Origin of the sequence: Henriciella aquimarina, from assembly GCF_002088975.1 — a bacterium.
GTDB classification, from domain to species: Bacteria; Pseudomonadota; Alphaproteobacteria; order Caulobacterales; family Hyphomonadaceae; genus Henriciella; species Henriciella aquimarina.
The window spans coordinates 1-16,130 of sequence record NZ_NCST01000079.1; the positions used below are offsets into that span (position 1 = coordinate 1).

18 protein-coding genes and 1 tRNA gene are annotated in these 16,130 nt (G+C 62.6%); 10 read left to right on the forward strand and 9 right to left on the reverse strand.

What is annotated here, in order from left to right; translation table 11 throughout:
* Positions 1 to 767 (reverse strand): IS5 family transposase gene (locus B8784_RS12910; RefSeq protein WP_143435309.1). Its coding sequence is split into 2 segments (ribosomal slippage): positions 1 to 440 and positions 440 to 767, totalling 768 coding nucleotides; the frame shifts between segments, so codons are not numbered across the junction.
* Between the two features lie 162 nt (positions 768 to 929).
* Here B8784_RS12910 and B8784_RS21340 point away from each other — a divergent pair.
* Positions 930 to 1,424 (forward strand): GNAT family N-acetyltransferase, encoded by a 495-nt coding sequence (locus B8784_RS21340; RefSeq protein WP_143435473.1) that lies wholly within the window; start codon positions 930 to 932, stop codon positions 1,422 to 1,424.
* 173 nt (positions 1,425 to 1,597) lie between these two features.
* On the opposite strand, the gene B8784_RS12920 is transcribed toward B8784_RS21340, so the two are convergent.
* Entirely contained in the window at positions 1,598 to 2,677 is a 1,080-nt protein-coding gene (locus B8784_RS12920) for an acyltransferase family protein (protein ID WP_084398368.1), read from the reverse strand.
* Positions 2,678 to 2,937: 260 nt separating this feature from the next.
* Between B8784_RS12920 and B8784_RS12925 the strand changes: the two genes are divergently transcribed.
* Entirely contained in the window at positions 2,938 to 3,633 is a 696-nt protein-coding gene (locus tag B8784_RS12925) for a response regulator transcription factor (RefSeq protein ID WP_084398369.1), read from the forward strand.
* Between the two features lie 9 nt (positions 3,634 to 3,642).
* On the opposite strand, the gene B8784_RS12930 is transcribed toward B8784_RS12925, so the two are convergent.
* The gene (locus tag B8784_RS12930) at positions 3,643 to 4,164 is read right to left on the reverse strand and encodes a DUF1993 domain-containing protein (RefSeq protein ID WP_084398370.1); all 522 of its coding nucleotides are present in this window, start codon (positions 4,162 to 4,164) and stop codon (positions 3,643 to 3,645) included.
* 136 nt (positions 4,165 to 4,300) lie between these two features.
* On the opposite strand from B8784_RS12930, the gene B8784_RS12935 reads away from it, so the two are divergent.
* The 4 genes from B8784_RS12935 (at position 4,301) to B8784_RS12950 (ending at position 7,192) form a co-directional block, all read left to right on the forward strand.
* Complete coding sequence (locus tag B8784_RS12935; protein WP_084398371.1) at positions 4,301 to 4,765, forward strand: peptidylprolyl isomerase; 465 nt, start codon at positions 4,301 to 4,303, stop codon at positions 4,763 to 4,765.
* Positions 4,766 to 4,801: 36 nt separating this feature from the next.
* A complete protein-coding gene (locus B8784_RS12940; protein ID WP_084398372.1) occupies positions 4,802 to 6,415 on the forward strand; it encodes a sensor histidine kinase in 1,614 nt (537 codons plus the stop codon).
* Positions 6,416 to 6,494: 79 nt separating this feature from the next.
* Positions 6,495 to 6,899 carry a PTS sugar transporter subunit IIA gene (locus tag B8784_RS12945; protein ID WP_084398373.1) on the forward strand — a complete coding sequence of 135 codons (405 nt, stop codon included), beginning with the start codon at positions 6,495 to 6,497 and terminating at the stop codon, positions 6,897 to 6,899.
* The gene (locus B8784_RS12950) at positions 6,896 to 7,192 is read left to right on the forward strand and encodes an HPr family phosphocarrier protein (protein ID WP_084398374.1); all 297 of its coding nucleotides are present in this window, start codon (positions 6,896 to 6,898) and stop codon (positions 7,190 to 7,192) included. Before B8784_RS12945 ends, B8784_RS12950 begins: the two co-directional genes overlap by 4 nt.
* A gap of 9 nt (positions 7,193 to 7,201) precedes the next feature.
* On the opposite strand, the gene B8784_RS12955 is transcribed toward B8784_RS12950, so the two are convergent.
* The 6 genes from B8784_RS12955 to B8784_RS12980 all read right to left on the reverse strand — a co-directional run bounded on the left by B8784_RS12955 (position 7,202) and on the right by B8784_RS12980 (position 12,583).
* Positions 7,202 to 8,653 (reverse strand): SLC13 family permease, encoded by a 1,452-nt coding sequence (locus tag B8784_RS12955; RefSeq protein ID WP_084398375.1) that lies wholly within the window; start codon positions 8,651 to 8,653, stop codon positions 7,202 to 7,204.
* Between the two features lie 70 nt (positions 8,654 to 8,723).
* Positions 8,724 to 9,836, reverse strand: coding sequence for a glutamate 5-kinase (gene proB, locus B8784_RS12960; RefSeq protein WP_084398376.1), 1,113 nt, complete (start codon positions 9,834 to 9,836; stop codon positions 8,724 to 8,726).
* Positions 9,836 to 10,876 (reverse strand): GTPase ObgE, encoded by a 1,041-nt coding sequence (gene obgE / locus B8784_RS12965; protein WP_084398377.1) that lies wholly within the window; start codon positions 10,874 to 10,876, stop codon positions 9,836 to 9,838. The genes proB and obgE overlap by 1 nt, the downstream gene beginning before the upstream one ends.
* A 9-nt stretch (positions 10,877 to 10,885) precedes the next feature.
* The gene (locus tag B8784_RS12970; protein WP_084398378.1) at positions 10,886 to 11,410 is read right to left on the reverse strand and encodes a GNAT family N-acetyltransferase; all 525 of its coding nucleotides are present in this window, start codon (positions 11,408 to 11,410) and stop codon (positions 10,886 to 10,888) included.
* 119 nt (positions 11,411 to 11,529) lie between these two features.
* Positions 11,530 to 11,799: a 50S ribosomal protein L27 gene (gene rpmA / locus B8784_RS12975; RefSeq protein ID WP_084398379.1), complete on the reverse strand. Its 270-nt coding sequence runs from the start codon at positions 11,797 to 11,799 to the stop codon at positions 11,530 to 11,532.
* A 43-nt stretch (positions 11,800 to 11,842) separates the two neighbouring features.
* The gene (locus B8784_RS12980; protein ID WP_084398380.1) at positions 11,843 to 12,583 is read right to left on the reverse strand and encodes a 50S ribosomal protein L21; all 741 of its coding nucleotides are present in this window, start codon (positions 12,581 to 12,583) and stop codon (positions 11,843 to 11,845) included.
* Between the two features lie 166 nt (positions 12,584 to 12,749).
* Here B8784_RS12980 and B8784_RS12985 point away from each other — a divergent pair.
* The 4 genes from B8784_RS12985 to tnpC all read left to right on the forward strand — a co-directional run bounded on the left by B8784_RS12985 (position 12,750) and on the right by tnpC (position 16,115).
* Positions 12,750 to 12,840 (forward strand) — tRNA-Ser (locus B8784_RS12985).
* Between the two features lie 656 nt (positions 12,841 to 13,496).
* Positions 13,497 to 14,144, forward strand: a complete 648-nt coding sequence (gene tnpA / locus B8784_RS12990; protein WP_143435299.1) for an IS66-like element accessory protein TnpA — start codon at positions 13,497 to 13,499, stop codon at positions 14,142 to 14,144.
* Complete coding sequence (tnpB, locus tag B8784_RS12995; RefSeq protein ID WP_084396522.1) at positions 14,141 to 14,494, forward strand: IS66 family insertion sequence element accessory protein TnpB; 354 nt, start codon at positions 14,141 to 14,143, stop codon at positions 14,492 to 14,494. Before tnpA ends, tnpB begins: the two co-directional genes overlap by 4 nt.
* A gap of 76 nt (positions 14,495 to 14,570) precedes the next feature.
* Positions 14,571 to 16,115 (forward strand): IS66 family transposase, encoded by a 1,545-nt coding sequence (gene tnpC, locus B8784_RS13000; RefSeq protein ID WP_084396523.1) that lies wholly within the window; start codon positions 14,571 to 14,573, stop codon positions 16,113 to 16,115.
* Positions 16,116 to 16,130 lie beyond the last annotated feature (15 nt).

Consider the following 16,130-nt stretch of genomic DNA (forward strand, 5'->3'; position numbering starts at 1 on the left):
CTAGGTTGTGGACTCATAAACCCTGGTCCAGAGTCGCGTTGAGGCGAGGGCGATGGCTGCGAGGAAGTTCCTTGCGAGCTTGTCGAAGCGTGTTGCGCATCGTCTGAAGTGCTTGAGTTTGTTGAAGTATCGCTCGACCAGATTGCGCTGGCGGTAGATGTCCCTTGCGACTGAGCGCTGGACTTTGCGGTCCCGCTGGGTGGGAATGTGAGCCTCCGCCCCGGCCGCTTCGATCTGCTCGATCAGGGCACGGGCGTCATAGCCCCGGTCGGCGACGACATGACGGGCCTGCCTCAGGCTGGCGATCAGGGCGGCCCCGGTGGCCTTGTCGCTGGCCTGGCCGGGCGAGAGCGCCAGGCGGATGGGCAGGCCGGCCTCATCGACCACGGCATGGATCTTGGTGCTCAGTCCCCCGCGAGAGAGACCGATGGCGTGATCCGGCCCCCCTTTTTTCCGCCTGCGGCGTGCTGGTGGGCGCGGATGATAGAACTGTCGATGAAGGCCATGGATTCCGGGCTCTGCTGCGCCAAAGCGTTGAAAACATTGATCCAGACGCCAGCCTTCGCCCATCTGTTGAAGCGGTTGTAGACCGTCGTGTAAGGGCCGTAGCGTTCCGGCAGGTCACGCCAGGGCGACCCCGTCCGCAGAATATAGAAGATGCCGTTCAGCACCCGGCGGTCATCGGTCCGCGCCACCCCGCGCGGCTTGTTCGGCAACAAGGGCGCAATGATCGCCCACTCCGCATCGCTCAAATCAAAACGGGCCATGAGACACCTCCTTCAAGGCAAGTGAATCATGACCCGTCCAATATGGGAATCCCGCTTATGGGTACAGAACCTAGGCCGCGCGCCGGGCGGCGCCTCATGGGCTTTCGCGGGGGAGGCAGCGCCTCTTGTTGACGCCTTGCGAAAAGGCGCGCATCTGGCGCCATGCTCATCCGTGCCTATACCCCCGACGACCTCTCCGCGCTGACCGCGATCAATGCCGACTGCGTGCCGAACGTGTCCGCCGAGACGCGGGAGAGCCTCGGGCAGCTGCTCGCGCTCGGCACCTGTCTCGTGGCCGTGGATGAGGCTGACCTGCCGCGTGGCTTCGTCAATCTCGTCGCGCCGGGGACGATGGCCTATCCGAGCGAGAATCTGCGCTGGTTCGAGCGGTGGATGGTGGAGGAAGACGTGGCCGATCTCGTCTATGTCGACCGCATCGCCGTGGCCGAAGCCGCACGCGGCCAGCGTCTCGGCGAAGCGCTTTACGAGGCGGCTTACGCGGAAGGCAAGGCAGGCGGACTGATCGGCTGCGAGGTGAATGACGATCCGCCCAATCCGGGCTCGCACCGCTTTCACCGGCGGCTGGGCTTCGAGCGGATCGGGGTGGAACGCTACCGGCCGGGCTATACGGTGAGCTTCTATGTCCGGGAGGTGTGAGGCGGCGGGCGCGTGCACCGGCTGGTGTACCGTTTGCTGCACCGTTCAGGTGTACTCTCCAGGTGTACCGCCTGGTGCACCGTGAAAGGCCGGGAAACGGCCTGAAAGATCCGGTTGGATAAGGATCGGGCGACAGGGGGCGGTACAAACTGCACCGCCCCCTGCTCCCCCAATCAGGAAGCCCCTACGTCCCCAAGGCTTCCCGAATTCAGCGTGGCCTTCTTGCGCGGCGTGAGCCGGAAGGCGGCCGGACGCTCGTAAAGCGCGATCAGCGGCGTATTCCTGATCAAACGGTGGAAGATCAGCGGCGCCGCTACTGCGACAACAAGAACGAGTGCACTTGCCGTGCCAACGTCCGGAATGATCCCCGTCGCCGCCAGCCCCTTCTGCGCAATCCGCATCGGAATGTAGAAGGAGAGGTAGATGACGATCGAATGCTGGCCGGCATAGCGGACAAAATCCCCCGTCCGGAAATGCACCAGCAGCGACGCCACCGACACGATTGCGAAAGCGCCTGCAAAACCAAGCGCGAGGCTGATGCCCGGCAGCTCGCTCCAGCCGGCCCAGACCAGGGCGCCATTGGCGAGCGCCCAGACAAGCAGGGTCGTCATGGCCGCGCCCCAGCGGTCCGCCATGAAGCGGGCCAGCCGGAAGACGAAAGGCGCAAAGGCATAGCCGGAGAAGAAGAAGACATACCAGTTGGCGATCCGGTCGGTCACCGACCAGCCGGTAAACACCGCATGGTTTTCCGGGCCGCCCGTCTGCTGGGCCCAGGTATAATAGACGATGTGCAGGAGCGCTGCGCCGGCGAACACGCCGGCCACGGGGACGTTCCGGATCAGGCGCGTGATGAGATAGAAGACGATGAGCTGGTGGATGAACCACAGGCTCGACGCCGGGAAGACAAGCTGTTTCAAAAAGATCAGCCCCACTGCCCCAGGATCGGACAGGATCTGATCGGCCTCGAAGACCAGCGTCTGCAGCGCCAGCCACAGGATATAGAAGTAGGCAAAGTGGATGACCTTCCGGTCAATATACTGCCGCCACGGCCCATCGATCGAGCGTGACAGGAAGAGCCCGGCAATCAGGAAAAAATCCGGCATGCGGAAGGGCTTGGCGAAATCGACCACATGGCCCATCCAGCCTTCCTGGCCGGTAAAGGCATGATAGCCCAGCACCGAATGCATCATCACCACGAAGATGATGCAGATACCCTTGCCGTAATCGACCCAGTCGACGCGATCAGACCGCATGACTTAACTCCTTGCCGCACCCGATTTTCTAATCTGGCTGACGAGAAGCAAAAATCATGCACGCTTTTCAGGACACTTGCACGCGATTTGTGACAAAATGGGACACCCCTTGCCTTCAAATGGTCTTTTCCTGATCCAAGCTCTGCCACAGGATGACAGTTCAGTAATGAATGTCCGGGGGCTTCCGGTGCAGCGCAAACCATGTTTGAAACGCTGCGACTGGGCCGGCCCCGCCGGCAGAAGGGTTTGAAGGAGACATCATGGCAACGCTTGCTCTGGTCGATGATGACGAAAACATCGTTGCATCGCTGAAAATGTTCTTCGAGGCCGAAGGCTATAATGTGAAGACCTATCATGACGGTCTCGCCGCCCTGTCCGGCCTGACCGAAACGCCGCCGGATCTCGCCATTCTCGATGTGAAGATGCCCAAGATGGACGGCATGGAGCTGCTGCGCCGCCTGCGCCAGACCTCGGAACTGCCGGTGATCTTCCTCACCTCCAAGGATGAGGAGATCGACGAAGTGATCGGGTTCAACATCGGCGCCGACGATTTCGTCCGCAAGCCTTGCTCCAACCGCCTGCTCTCGGAGCGCGTGAAAGCCGTGCTGCGCCGGGCGCGCGTCGGCGAGCCCGGCAGTGACGAAGGCGACCAGAAGCCGATTGTGCGCGGGCGTCTCACACTGGACCCGAACCGGCATGCCTGCTCCTGGGACGGCGAACCGGTGCGCCTGACGGTCACTGAATTCCTGATCCTGCAATCGCTCGCGCAGCGGCCCGGCTATGTGAAGTCGCGCGACCAGCTGATGGATGCGGCCTATGACGACCAGATCTATGTCGACGACCGTACCATTGACAGCCACATCAAGCGCCTGCGCAAGAAGTTCCGCGAGGTCGACAACGAGTTCGACGCGATCGAGACCCTCTACGGCGTCGGCTACCGCTACAATGAGAGCTAGGCCGGGGGCCTAGCCCTTCAGCTGGGGCCGGCCGAGATAATCGAGCTTGCCGAGCGGTACGCCCTTCATGCGAAGGATGTCGTAGGCCGTCGTGGCGTGGAAATAGAAGTTCGGCTTCGAGAAGGACAGGAGGAAGCCCTCTGCGGTGAAATCCATCCGGAGATCGCCAACCTCGAAGATGACATCCTTGCCTTCATGCGCGTTCAGCTCATCGGCCTTCACGCTCGCAAGCTCGTCGGAGACTTCGCCTAGCCGTTTGCGGAAACCGGCATAATCATAGCCCTCGAGGCCCGACGGCGGAGAGAACTTGCCGGCTTTCACGCCCTCAATGGCCCCGATGGAGTGATGGATCACCGAATGCAGCTGAAAGGTCAGCGGGTACATGTCTTCATGAAGACGCGCGTTCAGAAGATCGTCGGGGCTGCGCCCGGCGGCCTCGTAATGCGCGGCGCCCTTGGCGAGCACGCCACCGACACTGTCCACGATCTGGCGAAATGCCGGGACGGCGGCCTCATATAAAGACAGGCTCATGATTTCGATCCTTCCGTTCTTCCCGGTAACAGCGCTAATGCCACGCGCTTTCCGGGGCAAGTGGATGCGTTGAGGGCTTTGCTCGCACGCTTGCCCGGCTTATGCCGGAACAAAGGAAACAAGATGGAGATGGCCAATGGCTGATGCTGAAAACACGATCCTGATGGAAACGACCAAGGGCCCGGTGAAGATCGAACTTCGCCCGGACCTGGCGCCCAATCACGTGGCGCGGATCAAGGAACTGGCCCGCGAAGGCTTCTATGACGGGATCGTCTTCCACCGTGTTATCGATGGTTTCATGGCACAGGCCGGCTGCCCGAACGGCACAGGCACGGGCGGCTCCGACAAGCCGGACCTGAAGGCCGAGTTCAATGCCGAACCGCACGTGCGCGGTGTCTGCTCCATGGCGCGGACCAACAATCCGGATTCGGCCAACTCGCAATTCTTTATCGTCTTCGACGATGCCCGCTTCCTGGACAAGCAATACACAGCCTGGGGCAAGGTGGTCGAAGGCATGGAAAACATCGACCAGCTGAAGCGCGGCGAACCGGTAAGCAACCCGGATTCGATCGTCTCCATGAAGGTCGAGGCCGACGCGTAGGCAGGCGCGGCACGAAACAAGACGAAGCGCACGGTCATGGCCAGGCAAGCCGGCAAGCAGGAGCGGGGGCTTAAAGAGCGCGGCAAGCAGCTCTTCGGCTCGCGCATTGCCCGGCTGATCTTTGCCTCCAACATGGCCGGGCTCGCCATCCTCATCGTTGGCGCCATGGTGCTCAACGAGATGCGCGCGAGCTTCGTCGTGGCGAAGAAGCAGGATCTGGTCGGCCAGGCCCAGGTCTTCGCCAACCTGCTGGCCGAGGGCGCGACCTTCGGCCGGCCCCAGCCTGTCATGGACGAGGATCTGGCCCGGGCGACCCTGGCCGACCTCTCCCTGCCCGTCTCGGTGCGCGGCAAAGTGTACGCGCCGGACGGTGAGCTTGTCGGCGACAGCTACTTCCTCTCCGACCGCGTGATCGTCTCGTCGCTGCCCCCGCTTCAGGAGCCGAGCCAGCTCTCGCAATTCGGCCGGGCGCTATCGGAATGGTCGGTCTCGACCTTTGGCGCGCTTATGCCCAATCGCGGCGGCGATGCGGTACGCACGCAGACCTTCGAGCAGGAATTCGCGGTGGCCCTGGCCGGCGGTGAGGCCGCCAGTCAGCGCTTCAATGACCGCGGCCAGCGCATCATCTCGGTCTCCGTGCCTGTCCAGCACGTCTCCGCGGTGGTCGGCGTGCTGACGCTGGAATCCAACGATATTGACGAAATCATCCGCGCCGAACGGGCCGCTTTGATCCCCTTTATCGGGGTTGCCGTGCTTGTCGCGCTGATCACCTCCAGCCTGCTCACCATCGGCATCGCCCGGCCCCTGCGGCGGCTGTCGCGGGCAGCCGACGATGTGCGCACCGGTTCCACCCAGATGCTGGACCTGCCCAACATCACGCGGCGCCGGGACGAGATCGGCGCGCTCGCCAGCTCCATGGAGTCGATGACCGAAGCCCTGTTCGAGCGCATCACCTCGAATGAGCGCTTTGCCGCCGACGTCGCTCATGAGCTGAAGAACCCGCTCACCTCTATCCGGTCCGCCGTCGAGACAGCCGAGCGCGTTCAGGACAATCCCGAAGCCATGCAGAAGCTGCACAAGGTGATCGCCCAGGATGTCGGCCGTCTCGACCGGCTTATCACGGACATCTCCAACGCCTCGCGGCTGGAAGCCGAAATCACGCGCGTGCCGACCGAAACACTCAATATCGGCCGGTTCGTCGAGGATATCGTGGACACTTATGAGCATCTCGGGCTCGAAGGCGGCCGGGCGACAGTCTCCTATCATGACGCAACCCTGGGGGCCGGCCTGCGCGTGCGCGGTCGCGAAGGCCCGCTCGGCCAGGTGATCCGCAACCTCATCGACAATGCCCTGTCCTTCTCGCCGGAAGACGGCAAGGTGCAGGTCCGTCTGGAACAGGGCCGCATCGGCCCGCAGACGACCGCCCGCCTCCTGATCGAGGATGACGGCCCCGGCATTCCCGACGACAAGCTCGAGAAAATCTTCGACCGTTTCTACACCGACCGGCCCAAGGGCTCGGCCTTCGGCAAGAATTCCGGGCTGGGCCTGTCCATCGTGCGCCAGATCGCCACGACCCACATGGGACATGTCTGGGCGGAGAACCGCCCCGAAGGCGGTGCTCGCTTCATTGTAGAATTGCCGGCCAGTTAACCCTCTCTCAGCGGAATCAGCTTGACGTCAGTATACTGTCTGTCAGCATCTTACATTGTGGGGCCGGAGTAGAGGAAAGATGATCGGAATAGTCGTCGTCAGTCATGGCAAACTGGCTCGGGAGCTGGTCCGGGCGACAGAACATGTCGTCGGCGAACAGGAATACTTCCGCTCGATCTCGATCGAGGCCGAGGACGATATCGACGCGCGCCGCGAGCAGATCCGCGAGACCGTCGCAGCCTGCAACACCGGAAAAGGCGTCATCATCGTCACCGACATGTTCGGCGGCACGCCTTCCAACCTCGCCATTTCCGTGATGCCCGACGCCAAGATCGATGTGATCGCCGGGGTCAATCTGCCAATGCTCATCAAGCTGATCGAGGTTCGCGAGAATGTGAAGCTCGACGAGGCGGTCAAAGTTGGACGCGAAGCCGGTCAGAAATATATCCGGATTGCATCGGAAGTGATGGACCGCACCGCGTGAATGAGACTGACACCACCGTCGAACGGCGTATCCGTATCGTCAATCGCAAGGGGTTGCATGCACGCGCCTCGGCAAAACTCGCCCGCCTGACAGCCACCCTGCCCGCCCAGGTCTACCTGGTGCGCAATGGGGATGTCGCCAATGCGCAATCGATCATGGACCTGCTGATGCTGGCCGCCCACCAGGGCAGCGAAGTCGATATCCGCGCCAGCGGCCCCGAGGCCGCCACCGCCGTGGATGCCGTCGCAGAGCTTATCGCCGACGGCTTCGGCGAAAGCGACGAGGACGACTAGTCCACCCGTCTAGAGCACCAGCGGCGCGATCCAGTAACCAATCGTGGTGATGATCACGACGCCGAGCAGGTTAATCGCCAGTCCGCGGCGCATCATCTCGCCAATCGTCACCTCATTCGTCGCATAGATGATCGCGTTCGGCGCGGTGGCCACCGGCAGCATGAACGCACAGGACGCTGCCACGGCCGCCGGGGCCAGCAGGCTTTCCGGCGCAGCCCCGATGGCGATCGACAGGGCCCCGAGGATCGGCGCGAGCGTCGTCATGGTGGCGACATTGGAGGTCAGCTCAGTGAGGAAGATGACGAGGAGCACCACCGCGCAGATAAACAGAAGCGGGGGGAAGAGCTGCAGCACGCCGAGCTGTTCGCCAATCCATTGCGACAGGCCCGTGCGGGAGACGGCGTTGCCGAGCGCGATGCCGCCCCCGAACAGGATCAGCACGCCCCAGGGCAGGCGCTCGGCCTCTTCCCAGTTGAGCAGGTTTCGCTGTTCGCCCGCCCCGGCCGGGATGAGAAAGATCAGGATGGCCCCGAAAATGGCGATCATCATGTCGACCTGGGCGCCGCTATAGTTGGACAAGAGCGACCAGCCGGCATCCTCCAGCGCGTTTACAACAAGCAGCCGGGTCACCCACAGAAAGGCGATCAGGCCGAACACCGCCGCCGCGCGCGCTTCCGGGGTGGTCACTTTGCCCAACGCCGTCAGCTGACGCCGGACATCCTCACGGACCTCATCGGCCGCGCCCATCTTCGGCAGACTGCGCGTCACGCTCCACCAGGCTGCCGGGACCAGGAGCAGAGCCGCCGGGATACCAAACGCCATCCACTGCGGAAAGCCGATGCTCGCCCCGGCTTCGGCCTGCAGCCAGTTGATCGCGATGAGGTTGGTCGGCGTGCCGATCGGCGTGGCCACACCGCCGATCGAGGCGGCGTAGCAAACCCCCAGCAGGAGCGATGTCTTGAAAACCGGAACGCCGCTTCCGAGCGCGGCGGCCGCAGAGAGCGCAATCGGCACCATCATCAGCGTGGTGGCCGTATTTGAAATCCACATCGACAGCAGAGCGGTCGCCGCCATGAAGCCCAGGATCAGCACCTTGGGCGATGTCCCGACACGGGTCACGACATTCAGCGCGATCCGCTTGTGCAGTCCCCATCGCTCGATGCCCATGGCGATCACAAACCCGCCGAGCAGCAGCACGACGATATGGTGCATATAGTCCCCGCCGACCGCCCTCGGGCTGCCGGCATCGATGAGCGGCAGGACGACGAGCGGCAAGAGCGAGGTCGCCGGAATCGGGATCGCTTCGGTGGCCCACCAGACGGCCATCCAGACCAGCAGGCACCCCGTGCCCCAGGCCGCAAAGGTCACGCCCTCTGGTGCCCCTATTAAAAGAAGCAATAAAGCCAGCCCCGGCCCCAGAACCAAACCGACCGATTTCGCAGTAATGATTTTCCCATCCATGGCGGCGCAATGGGCCAGCCGCAGCTCGGAAGGTCAAGCTGTTTTCGGGCCGCCGGTGTAATGGAATGTATTAATCGAGCACGAGATCATCACGATGGATCACGGCCGGGCGGCCGCGATAACCAAGATGTTTCTCGATATCGTTGGTGTGGGCGCCCGCGATCCGCTGCACATTCGCGGCATCATAGGCCGTCACGCCCTTCGCCACGACCTCGCCGCCCGGCCCCTTGATGGCCACGGCCGCGCCTTTCTCGAAACGCCCCTCGACCCCCGTCACGCCAACCGCGAGCAGGCTCGAGCCTTTCTTCAGTGCCCGCACAGCCCCGGCGTCGACAAGGATGGCGCCTTCAGGCGTCAGATGGCCCTTCAGCCAGGTCTGGCGTGCGGTGGCTGGCGAAATAGAAGGGATGATCCAGGTCGCGCGTTCGCCGCCCCGAAGCGCGCCCAGCGGATGCTCACGGTCGCCCAGCGTGATCGCGGTGGCACAGCCGGCGCCCCAGGCGATTCGGGCCGCTGCGAGCTTGGTCGCCATGCCCCCAGAGCCGACGCCTGTCTCCGCATTGGCCGTGCCCGCCATCGCATCGTGCGCCTCGGTCAATTCATGCAGCTCGGCGATATGCTCCGCCGCCGGATCCTTGCGCGGATCCGCGGTATAGAGCCCGTCGACATCAGACAGCAGCACCAGCACATCAGCACTCAGCATCTGCGCCACGCGGGCGGCGAGCCGGTCATTGTCGCCATAGCGGATTTCTTCGGTCGCCACCGTGTCATTCTCATTGATGATCGGCACAACGCCTGCCGCCAGCAGCGTGTCCAGGGTCGCCCGCGCATTGAGCCAGCGCCGCCGGCGCTCGGTGTCTTCCAGCGTCAGGAGGGATTGCGCGGCGTGCAGCCCATGCGGGCGAAGCGCATCGGCAATCGCCGACATGAGCAAGGGCTGGCCCAGCGCCGCAGCGGCCTGCTTTTCCTCGAGCCTCTTTGAAGCCCGCTTGCCGAGATGGCTGCGCCCGAGCGCAACAGCGCCAGAGGACACCCAGACAACCTCACGGCCAGCCGCACGCAGGTCGGCAATGTCGGCGGCAAGCCCCGTCAGCCATTCGCGACGCGGTTCGCCTTTCTCGGCGATCAGCGCGGAGCCGGTCTTGATGACGATCCGGCGGGCAGTCTCGAACGGCTTTGCCATCAGGGCTGCCAGCCTTCTTCGGAGTCAGCCTCCTCGTCTTCCAGCTCTTCAAGGTGACCGAGTTCCTTCGCGATAAGGCCGAGCGCCTTGCGCACGCCTGTGCCGGCCACAGAGGAGATGCGCAGCGGCTCCTGCCCGCAGGCGGCCTTCAGCGCGGCGGCCTGCTCGTCGACCATATCCTCGGTCAGGGCATCGACCTTGGTCAGCGCGACAATTTCCGGCTTGTTCGCCATGGCGAGATCATACTCGTCAAGCTCATGGCGGATCGTGCGCCAGGCTTCCGCGACATCGTCCTGCGTGCAATCGACGAGATGCAGCAGCACTTTGCAGCGCTCCACATGGCCGAGGAAGCGGTGACCGAGACCGGCCCCCTCCGCCGCGCCTTCAATGAGGCCCGGAATATCGGCCAGAACGAAACGCGTGCCGGGGCCCAGATCGACCACGCCCAGCCCGGGATGCAAGGTGGTGAACGGATAATCGGCGACCTTCGGCTTGGCCGCCGTGGCCGCGCGAATGAAGGTCGACTTGCCGGCATTGGGCAGGCCAAGCAGGCCGGCATCCGCGATCAGCTTCAGGCGCAGCCAGACCGTGCGCTCCTCGCCTTTCTCGCCGGGATTGGCGCGGCGCGGAGCCTGGTTGGTGGAGGATTTGAAGTGGATATTGCCCCAGCCGCCATTCCCCCCGCGGGCCAGCATGACGCGCTGGCCGACTTCGGTGAGATCCGCGATCAGGGTTTCCTGGTCTTCCTCAAAGATCTGCGTGCCGACAGGCAGCTTGATGATCTTGTCCTCGCCGCCCCGTCCATGGCGCTGCTTGCCCATGCCGTGGCCACCGCGCTCGGCCTTGTGATGCTGCTGGTAGCGGAAGTCGATCAGCGTGTTCAGCCCTTCGACCGCTTCGGCATAGACGTGGCCGCCGCGCCCGCCATCGCCGCCATCGGGGCCGCCGAATTCGACATAGGCTTCGCGCCGGAAGGAGGAGCTTCCGCGCCCGCCATTGCCGGCCTTGATATAGATCTTGCACTGGTCGAGGAACTTCATGGGTCTCTCTTACTCTTTTGCGGCCTTACGCACCATGAAGACATGGTCAATGTCTTTCCCGCGCCCGGCACAATAGACCGGGGCTTCATGCGTTGCCTCGAAGCCGAGCTTTTCCAGGACCCGGCCCGAAGCCGGATTGTCCGCGAAATAGCCCGAGACAATTTCATCCGCCGCCCCGATCGCTTCCAGCCATTCGATAACCGCCTGCGCCGCCTCCGTCGCGATGCCCTTGCCCCAGGCCTCTGGCGCGATCCAGTAGCCGATCTCATATGGCCGGTCAGCTGACAAGCGGTGGGCACCGATGGTCCCGATCAGCGTGTCGCCTTCCATGATGGCGAAGACGTGATCGGTGCCGAGATCGTGCCCGCGCTCGACGCTCAGGATCCAGCGGCCGGTTTCTTCCTTGCTCTGGCCGGGCTTGATCCGGGCCACCCTCTCATAGATGCCCGGCTCATTGACGAGCTCCGTCACGCGCGGGGCATCCTCCAGACGCAGGGGCCTCAGATACAGCCGTCGCGTACGAAGCTCTGTCATTGTCTCTTCCCTTCCCACCCGGCGCTCCCGACAGCAAAAAGGGGAGACAGCCACCTGTCTCCCCCTGAAATCGTCTGGTTCGATCTTCCGGCGGCATAAGGCCGGACGACCTCGCCTGATTATTCTGCTGCGTCTGCGGCTGGAACCACCGACACATACTGCCGATCACCACGCGAGCGCTTGAACTCGACGCGGCCTTCTTCCAGGGCATACAGCGTATGATCCTTGCCCATGCCGACACCCTTGCCCGGATAGGTCTTGGTGCCGCGCTGGCGGATGATGATGTTGCCGGGGATCACGTGCTGGCCGCCAAACTTCTTCACACCGAGATATTTCGGGTTTGAGTCGCGACCGTTACGGGATGAACCGCCTGATTTCTTGTGTGCCATCGTGGCGCTCCTTCAACTCGTCTTGAAGCCTCTATACCAGACTTCAGGCGTCCTTTGCCAGTTGCTTGGCCTGCTTGACCCATTCGTCACGCTCGATGCGCCCGCCGAGACCGGCTTCATCATCGAGTTCGGCGATCTGGGCCTTCTTGAGGTCGGCGATCTGCCAGAAGTGGAAAACGCCCGCCTCGTTGAGCTTCTTCTCCATGGCCGGGCCGACACCGGTGATCTTCTTGAGATCGTCCTTCTTGCCTTCGGCCTTCTTCAGACGGCCGCGCTCGTCGGTCTGCGGCTTGTCGTCAGCCTTGGCTTCGGCCTTCTTCGGCGCAGCCTCTTTCTTGGGAGCGGCTTCCTTCTTGGGGGCAGCCTTGGCTTCCGTCTTGGCAGCCTCTTCCTTTTTCGGAGCGGCCTTGGCCTCGGCTTTCGGAGCCTCTTCGGCCTTCGGCGCAGCGGCCTTCTTCGCCGGCGCGGCCTTGCCATCCTTCAGGATCGACGTGATCGTGACGACGCTTTCCAGCTGGCGGTGCCCCGCCTTGCGGCGGTAGGTGTTGCGCTGGCGCTTCTTCATGATGGTGACCTTGTCACCCTTGCGCTGCGCAGCAACTTCGCCAACCACGCTGGCACCGGCCACGGTCGGCGCGCCAACGGTGACATTCTTGCCATCGCCCAGCATCAGGACATCAAACGTGACATCCGCGCCGGCGTCGGCAGCGAGTTTCTCGACGACAATCTCGTCGCCTTCGGCGACTTTATACTGTTTGCCACCAGTCTTGATGACCGCGAACATGGCCTCGTCCTTCCGGCAGGGGTAATTGATTAGGTGTCCGCACGCGCACCCGCGCCGGACATGAAGGCGCGGATAAACACCATCGCAGCCCCCATGTCAAACCCTGACCTGCATGACATATGGGGCTTGCACGGCAAAGGTCCGCACGCTATGTCCGCGCCCTTACGGAGAGGTGCCGGAGTGGTCGAACGGGGCGGTCTCGAAAACCGTTGAGCGCTTTTCGCGTTCCGAGGGTTCGAATCCCTCCCTCTCCGCCACGCAGCCAACAAGTATAGAGACAGTATTTAAATCTACTAGATTTTGCTGCTTGGCTTTTTAACAGTCTCTGTATTTTTCCAACTCTGAATATCCTGAAATATTAGGAAGTTTTCTGAAACTTCGGTCTCTCACATCTCTTACGAATATTTCTCGCCGTCTTTTCCGGGACTTATCAGGGTATAAGCGTCCTGAGAATTTGTGTCCTACTCACCCCGCCACGCAGCCCCTGATCTGAAGACCAGATCCGATTTGCCGCCAGATCGCCCGCCACTGGCGGGCTTTTTCTTGCGCTGAAGTCTCTGCCCGCCCGGTTTTCCCTGCTCATTCCACAATTTTCGCCGAAAGTCTCTACCCGCCACTTTCGCCAGATCTCTTAGGCCCGGATTTCCCTGATAAGGCCCGATTTACAGGGAATTTCGCGTTTTTATCAGGGATCCGCCTGTAGCGCGCCACCCATAGCCGCAGTAATTACAGGGCCTTAGGGGGCAAATTCCCTAAGCGACGGAACAGGGAAATAATTTCGAATAACAGGGAATTGGTTTTAGGGAGTAGGGAAATTCCTGGTAAGCGTCCATTTCTCACACGCTTGTCCGCTAGGAGCGGCATCTGATCTTTCTTCTCACGGTGCAATCCGCACAGATCTGAGGAGGTGTTGGTGTCGAAACGGAAGACGGCGAAACAGATAGAGCTTGAGGCTTTCTGGCGGGCTCATCACGATGCCTGGATGCGTAGCACGCTGAATCAGCGTGAATATTGCGAGGCGCATGGGTTACCGCTGAAGCGGTTCGGTAACTGGCGGGCCATATTCAAAACCGAAAAGTCTCGTGTGAGCGGAAAGGTGCTCTACCGGCGCGGCGGACAGCTTAGTCATATGACTGGTCATATGACGGATAAGGACATTCCGCCGCCTTCGAAATATCTGCCATCGCGCTCTGATGCGCCGAACGGCAAGCGCCAGTTCAGCCCTGAAGACAAGCGCCGCATCGTGGCCGAGACGGAAAAACCGGGCGGGACGGTCAGCGGCGTGGCGCGACGGTACAATATCGCTCAGCGCGTGCTGTTCCGCTGGAAGAATGAGCTATCCCCGTCAGAGGACAGTCCCACATTCCTTTCTGTTGAAGTAGAGAAAGACGCGAGTGGAGGGGGCGCGTCAGCAGGCGCCCCATCGCCGATAATCATAGAACGCGGAGCGCCTGGCATAGAGGTGGAACTTATCGGTGGGCGTCGAATCCGGTTTGACAAGGATGTCGATCCTGACCGTGTCCGGCAGCTTGTCTCTCTGCTTGAGGCAGACCTCTCATGATGCTGACGACATCAGGTCTGAAGGTGCACCTCGCCGTTGGGGTCACTGACATGCGAAAGGGTATAGATGGGCTCGCCATGCTGGTTCAGGGCGTGCTGGCGCAGGATCCGTTCTCTGGACATCTGTTCGCGTTCCGCGGTCGCAAGGCGAACCTGATCAAGATCCTCTACTGGGATGGGACCGGGCTCTGCCTCTTCTCGAAACGCCTGGAGAAAGGCGGTTTCCTGTGGCCGATGCAGACCGAGCAGGGTGCTGTGGTGAAGCTCAGCGCCCGGCAGCTCTCTGTCCTGCTTGAAGGCATCGACTGGCGATCCCCGGATGAGCGCTGGCGTCCTGATCGGGCGGGGTGAGACGCGGATGCGACCGATTGAATCAGGCCGCAGAAAGCTGTGCGGAACGAGCTGATTCCATCGTAAACTCCGTGCCATGGAGCTTGATCTCGCCGCCCTGCCTGAAGACGTGGATGTGCTGCATCGCATGATCCGCGAGATGGCTGCGGCGCGTGACAGCGAGCGTGCTGAAACACGGGCCGAGATCGAGCGGCTGCGCCAGATGGTGAAGACGCTGCAGCGCAGCCAGTTCGGTCGCCGGGCCGAGGGGCTTGATCCCGGCCAGCTCCAGCTTGGCCTGGAGGATCTGGACAGTGATGTGGCGCACCTTGAAGCCGCATCGCCAGACACACTGGTCGAAACTGGTCCGCGCCCAGCCCGCACCCGCGCGTTCAGTCTGCCAGAGCATCTGCCACGCGAGGATGTCGCGGTCGACACCGAGACCAGCGCCTGCCCATGTTGCGGCGGTGCGCTGCACTTCATCGGCGAAACCGTCAGCGAGATGCTGGATCATGTTCCAGCGCGACTGCGTGTCCTGCGGATGAAGCGCCCGCGCTATGGCTGCCGGGGCTGCGGGAAGATCCACCAGGCACCGGCCCCGGAACGCCCGATCGCAAAGGGGCTGGCCACGCCGGGCCTGCTCGCGCATGTCATCGTTAGCAAGTATTGCGATCACCTGCCGCTCTATCGCCAGTCGCAGATCTTTGCCCGCCAAGGTGTGAAGCTGAACCGATCAACGCTTGCCAACTGGGTGGGCGGGGCCAGCTGGTGGCTGGAAGCGCTGCATGAGCGGCTCGCAAGCCATGTCTTCAGCTCGAAGATGCTGTTCGCCGACGACACGCCGCTGCCTGTGCTCGATCCGGGCCGCGGGCGCACCCGAACAGGTCGGCTCTGGGTCTATGCCCGCGATAATCGACCGTGGAATGGGCCGGGGCCGCCAGCTGCTGTCTATATCTACAGCCCGGATCGGCGCGCCGAACGTCCGGAAACCCATCTCAAGGACTTCAGCGGTGTGCTGCAGGTCGATGGCTATGCCGGGTTCGAGCGACTGACCACGGGCGGGGATATCATGCTGGCCGCCTGCTGGGCGCATGCGCGGCGCAAGTTCTACGAGGTGCACCAGGCCACAGGCTCACCGATCGCGGCCGAAGCGTTGCAGCGGATCGCCGAGCTCTATGCTATCGACGCCACGATCCGTGGGCAGAGCGCGAACAAGCGTCGGATCGTGCGGGCCCGGAAATCCCGCCCGCTGGTCCGCGCGATGAAAGCCTGGCTGGAAACCGAACTCCAGCGCATCCCGCCGCGCAGCGGACTGGGCGACGCGATCCGCTATGCGCTCACCCGCTGGGACCAGCTCAGTCTGTTCCTTGAGGATGGCCGCATCGCCCTCGATACAAATACTGTCGAACGCGCTATCCGCCCGGTCGCGCTAGGACGCAAGAACCATCTGTTCGCCGGCTCGGAAGGCGGTGCACAGAGATGGGCCGTCATCGCTTCTCTCCTGACGACCGCCAAACTCAACGATGTCGAGCCCCACGCCTATCTGAGTGACGTTCTCGAGCGCCTAAGCCAAGGCCATCCGATGAGCCAGATCGATGATCTGCTACCCTGGAACTGGGCTGCATTACGCGCTGATGTGTAAGAACTGGACGCTTAC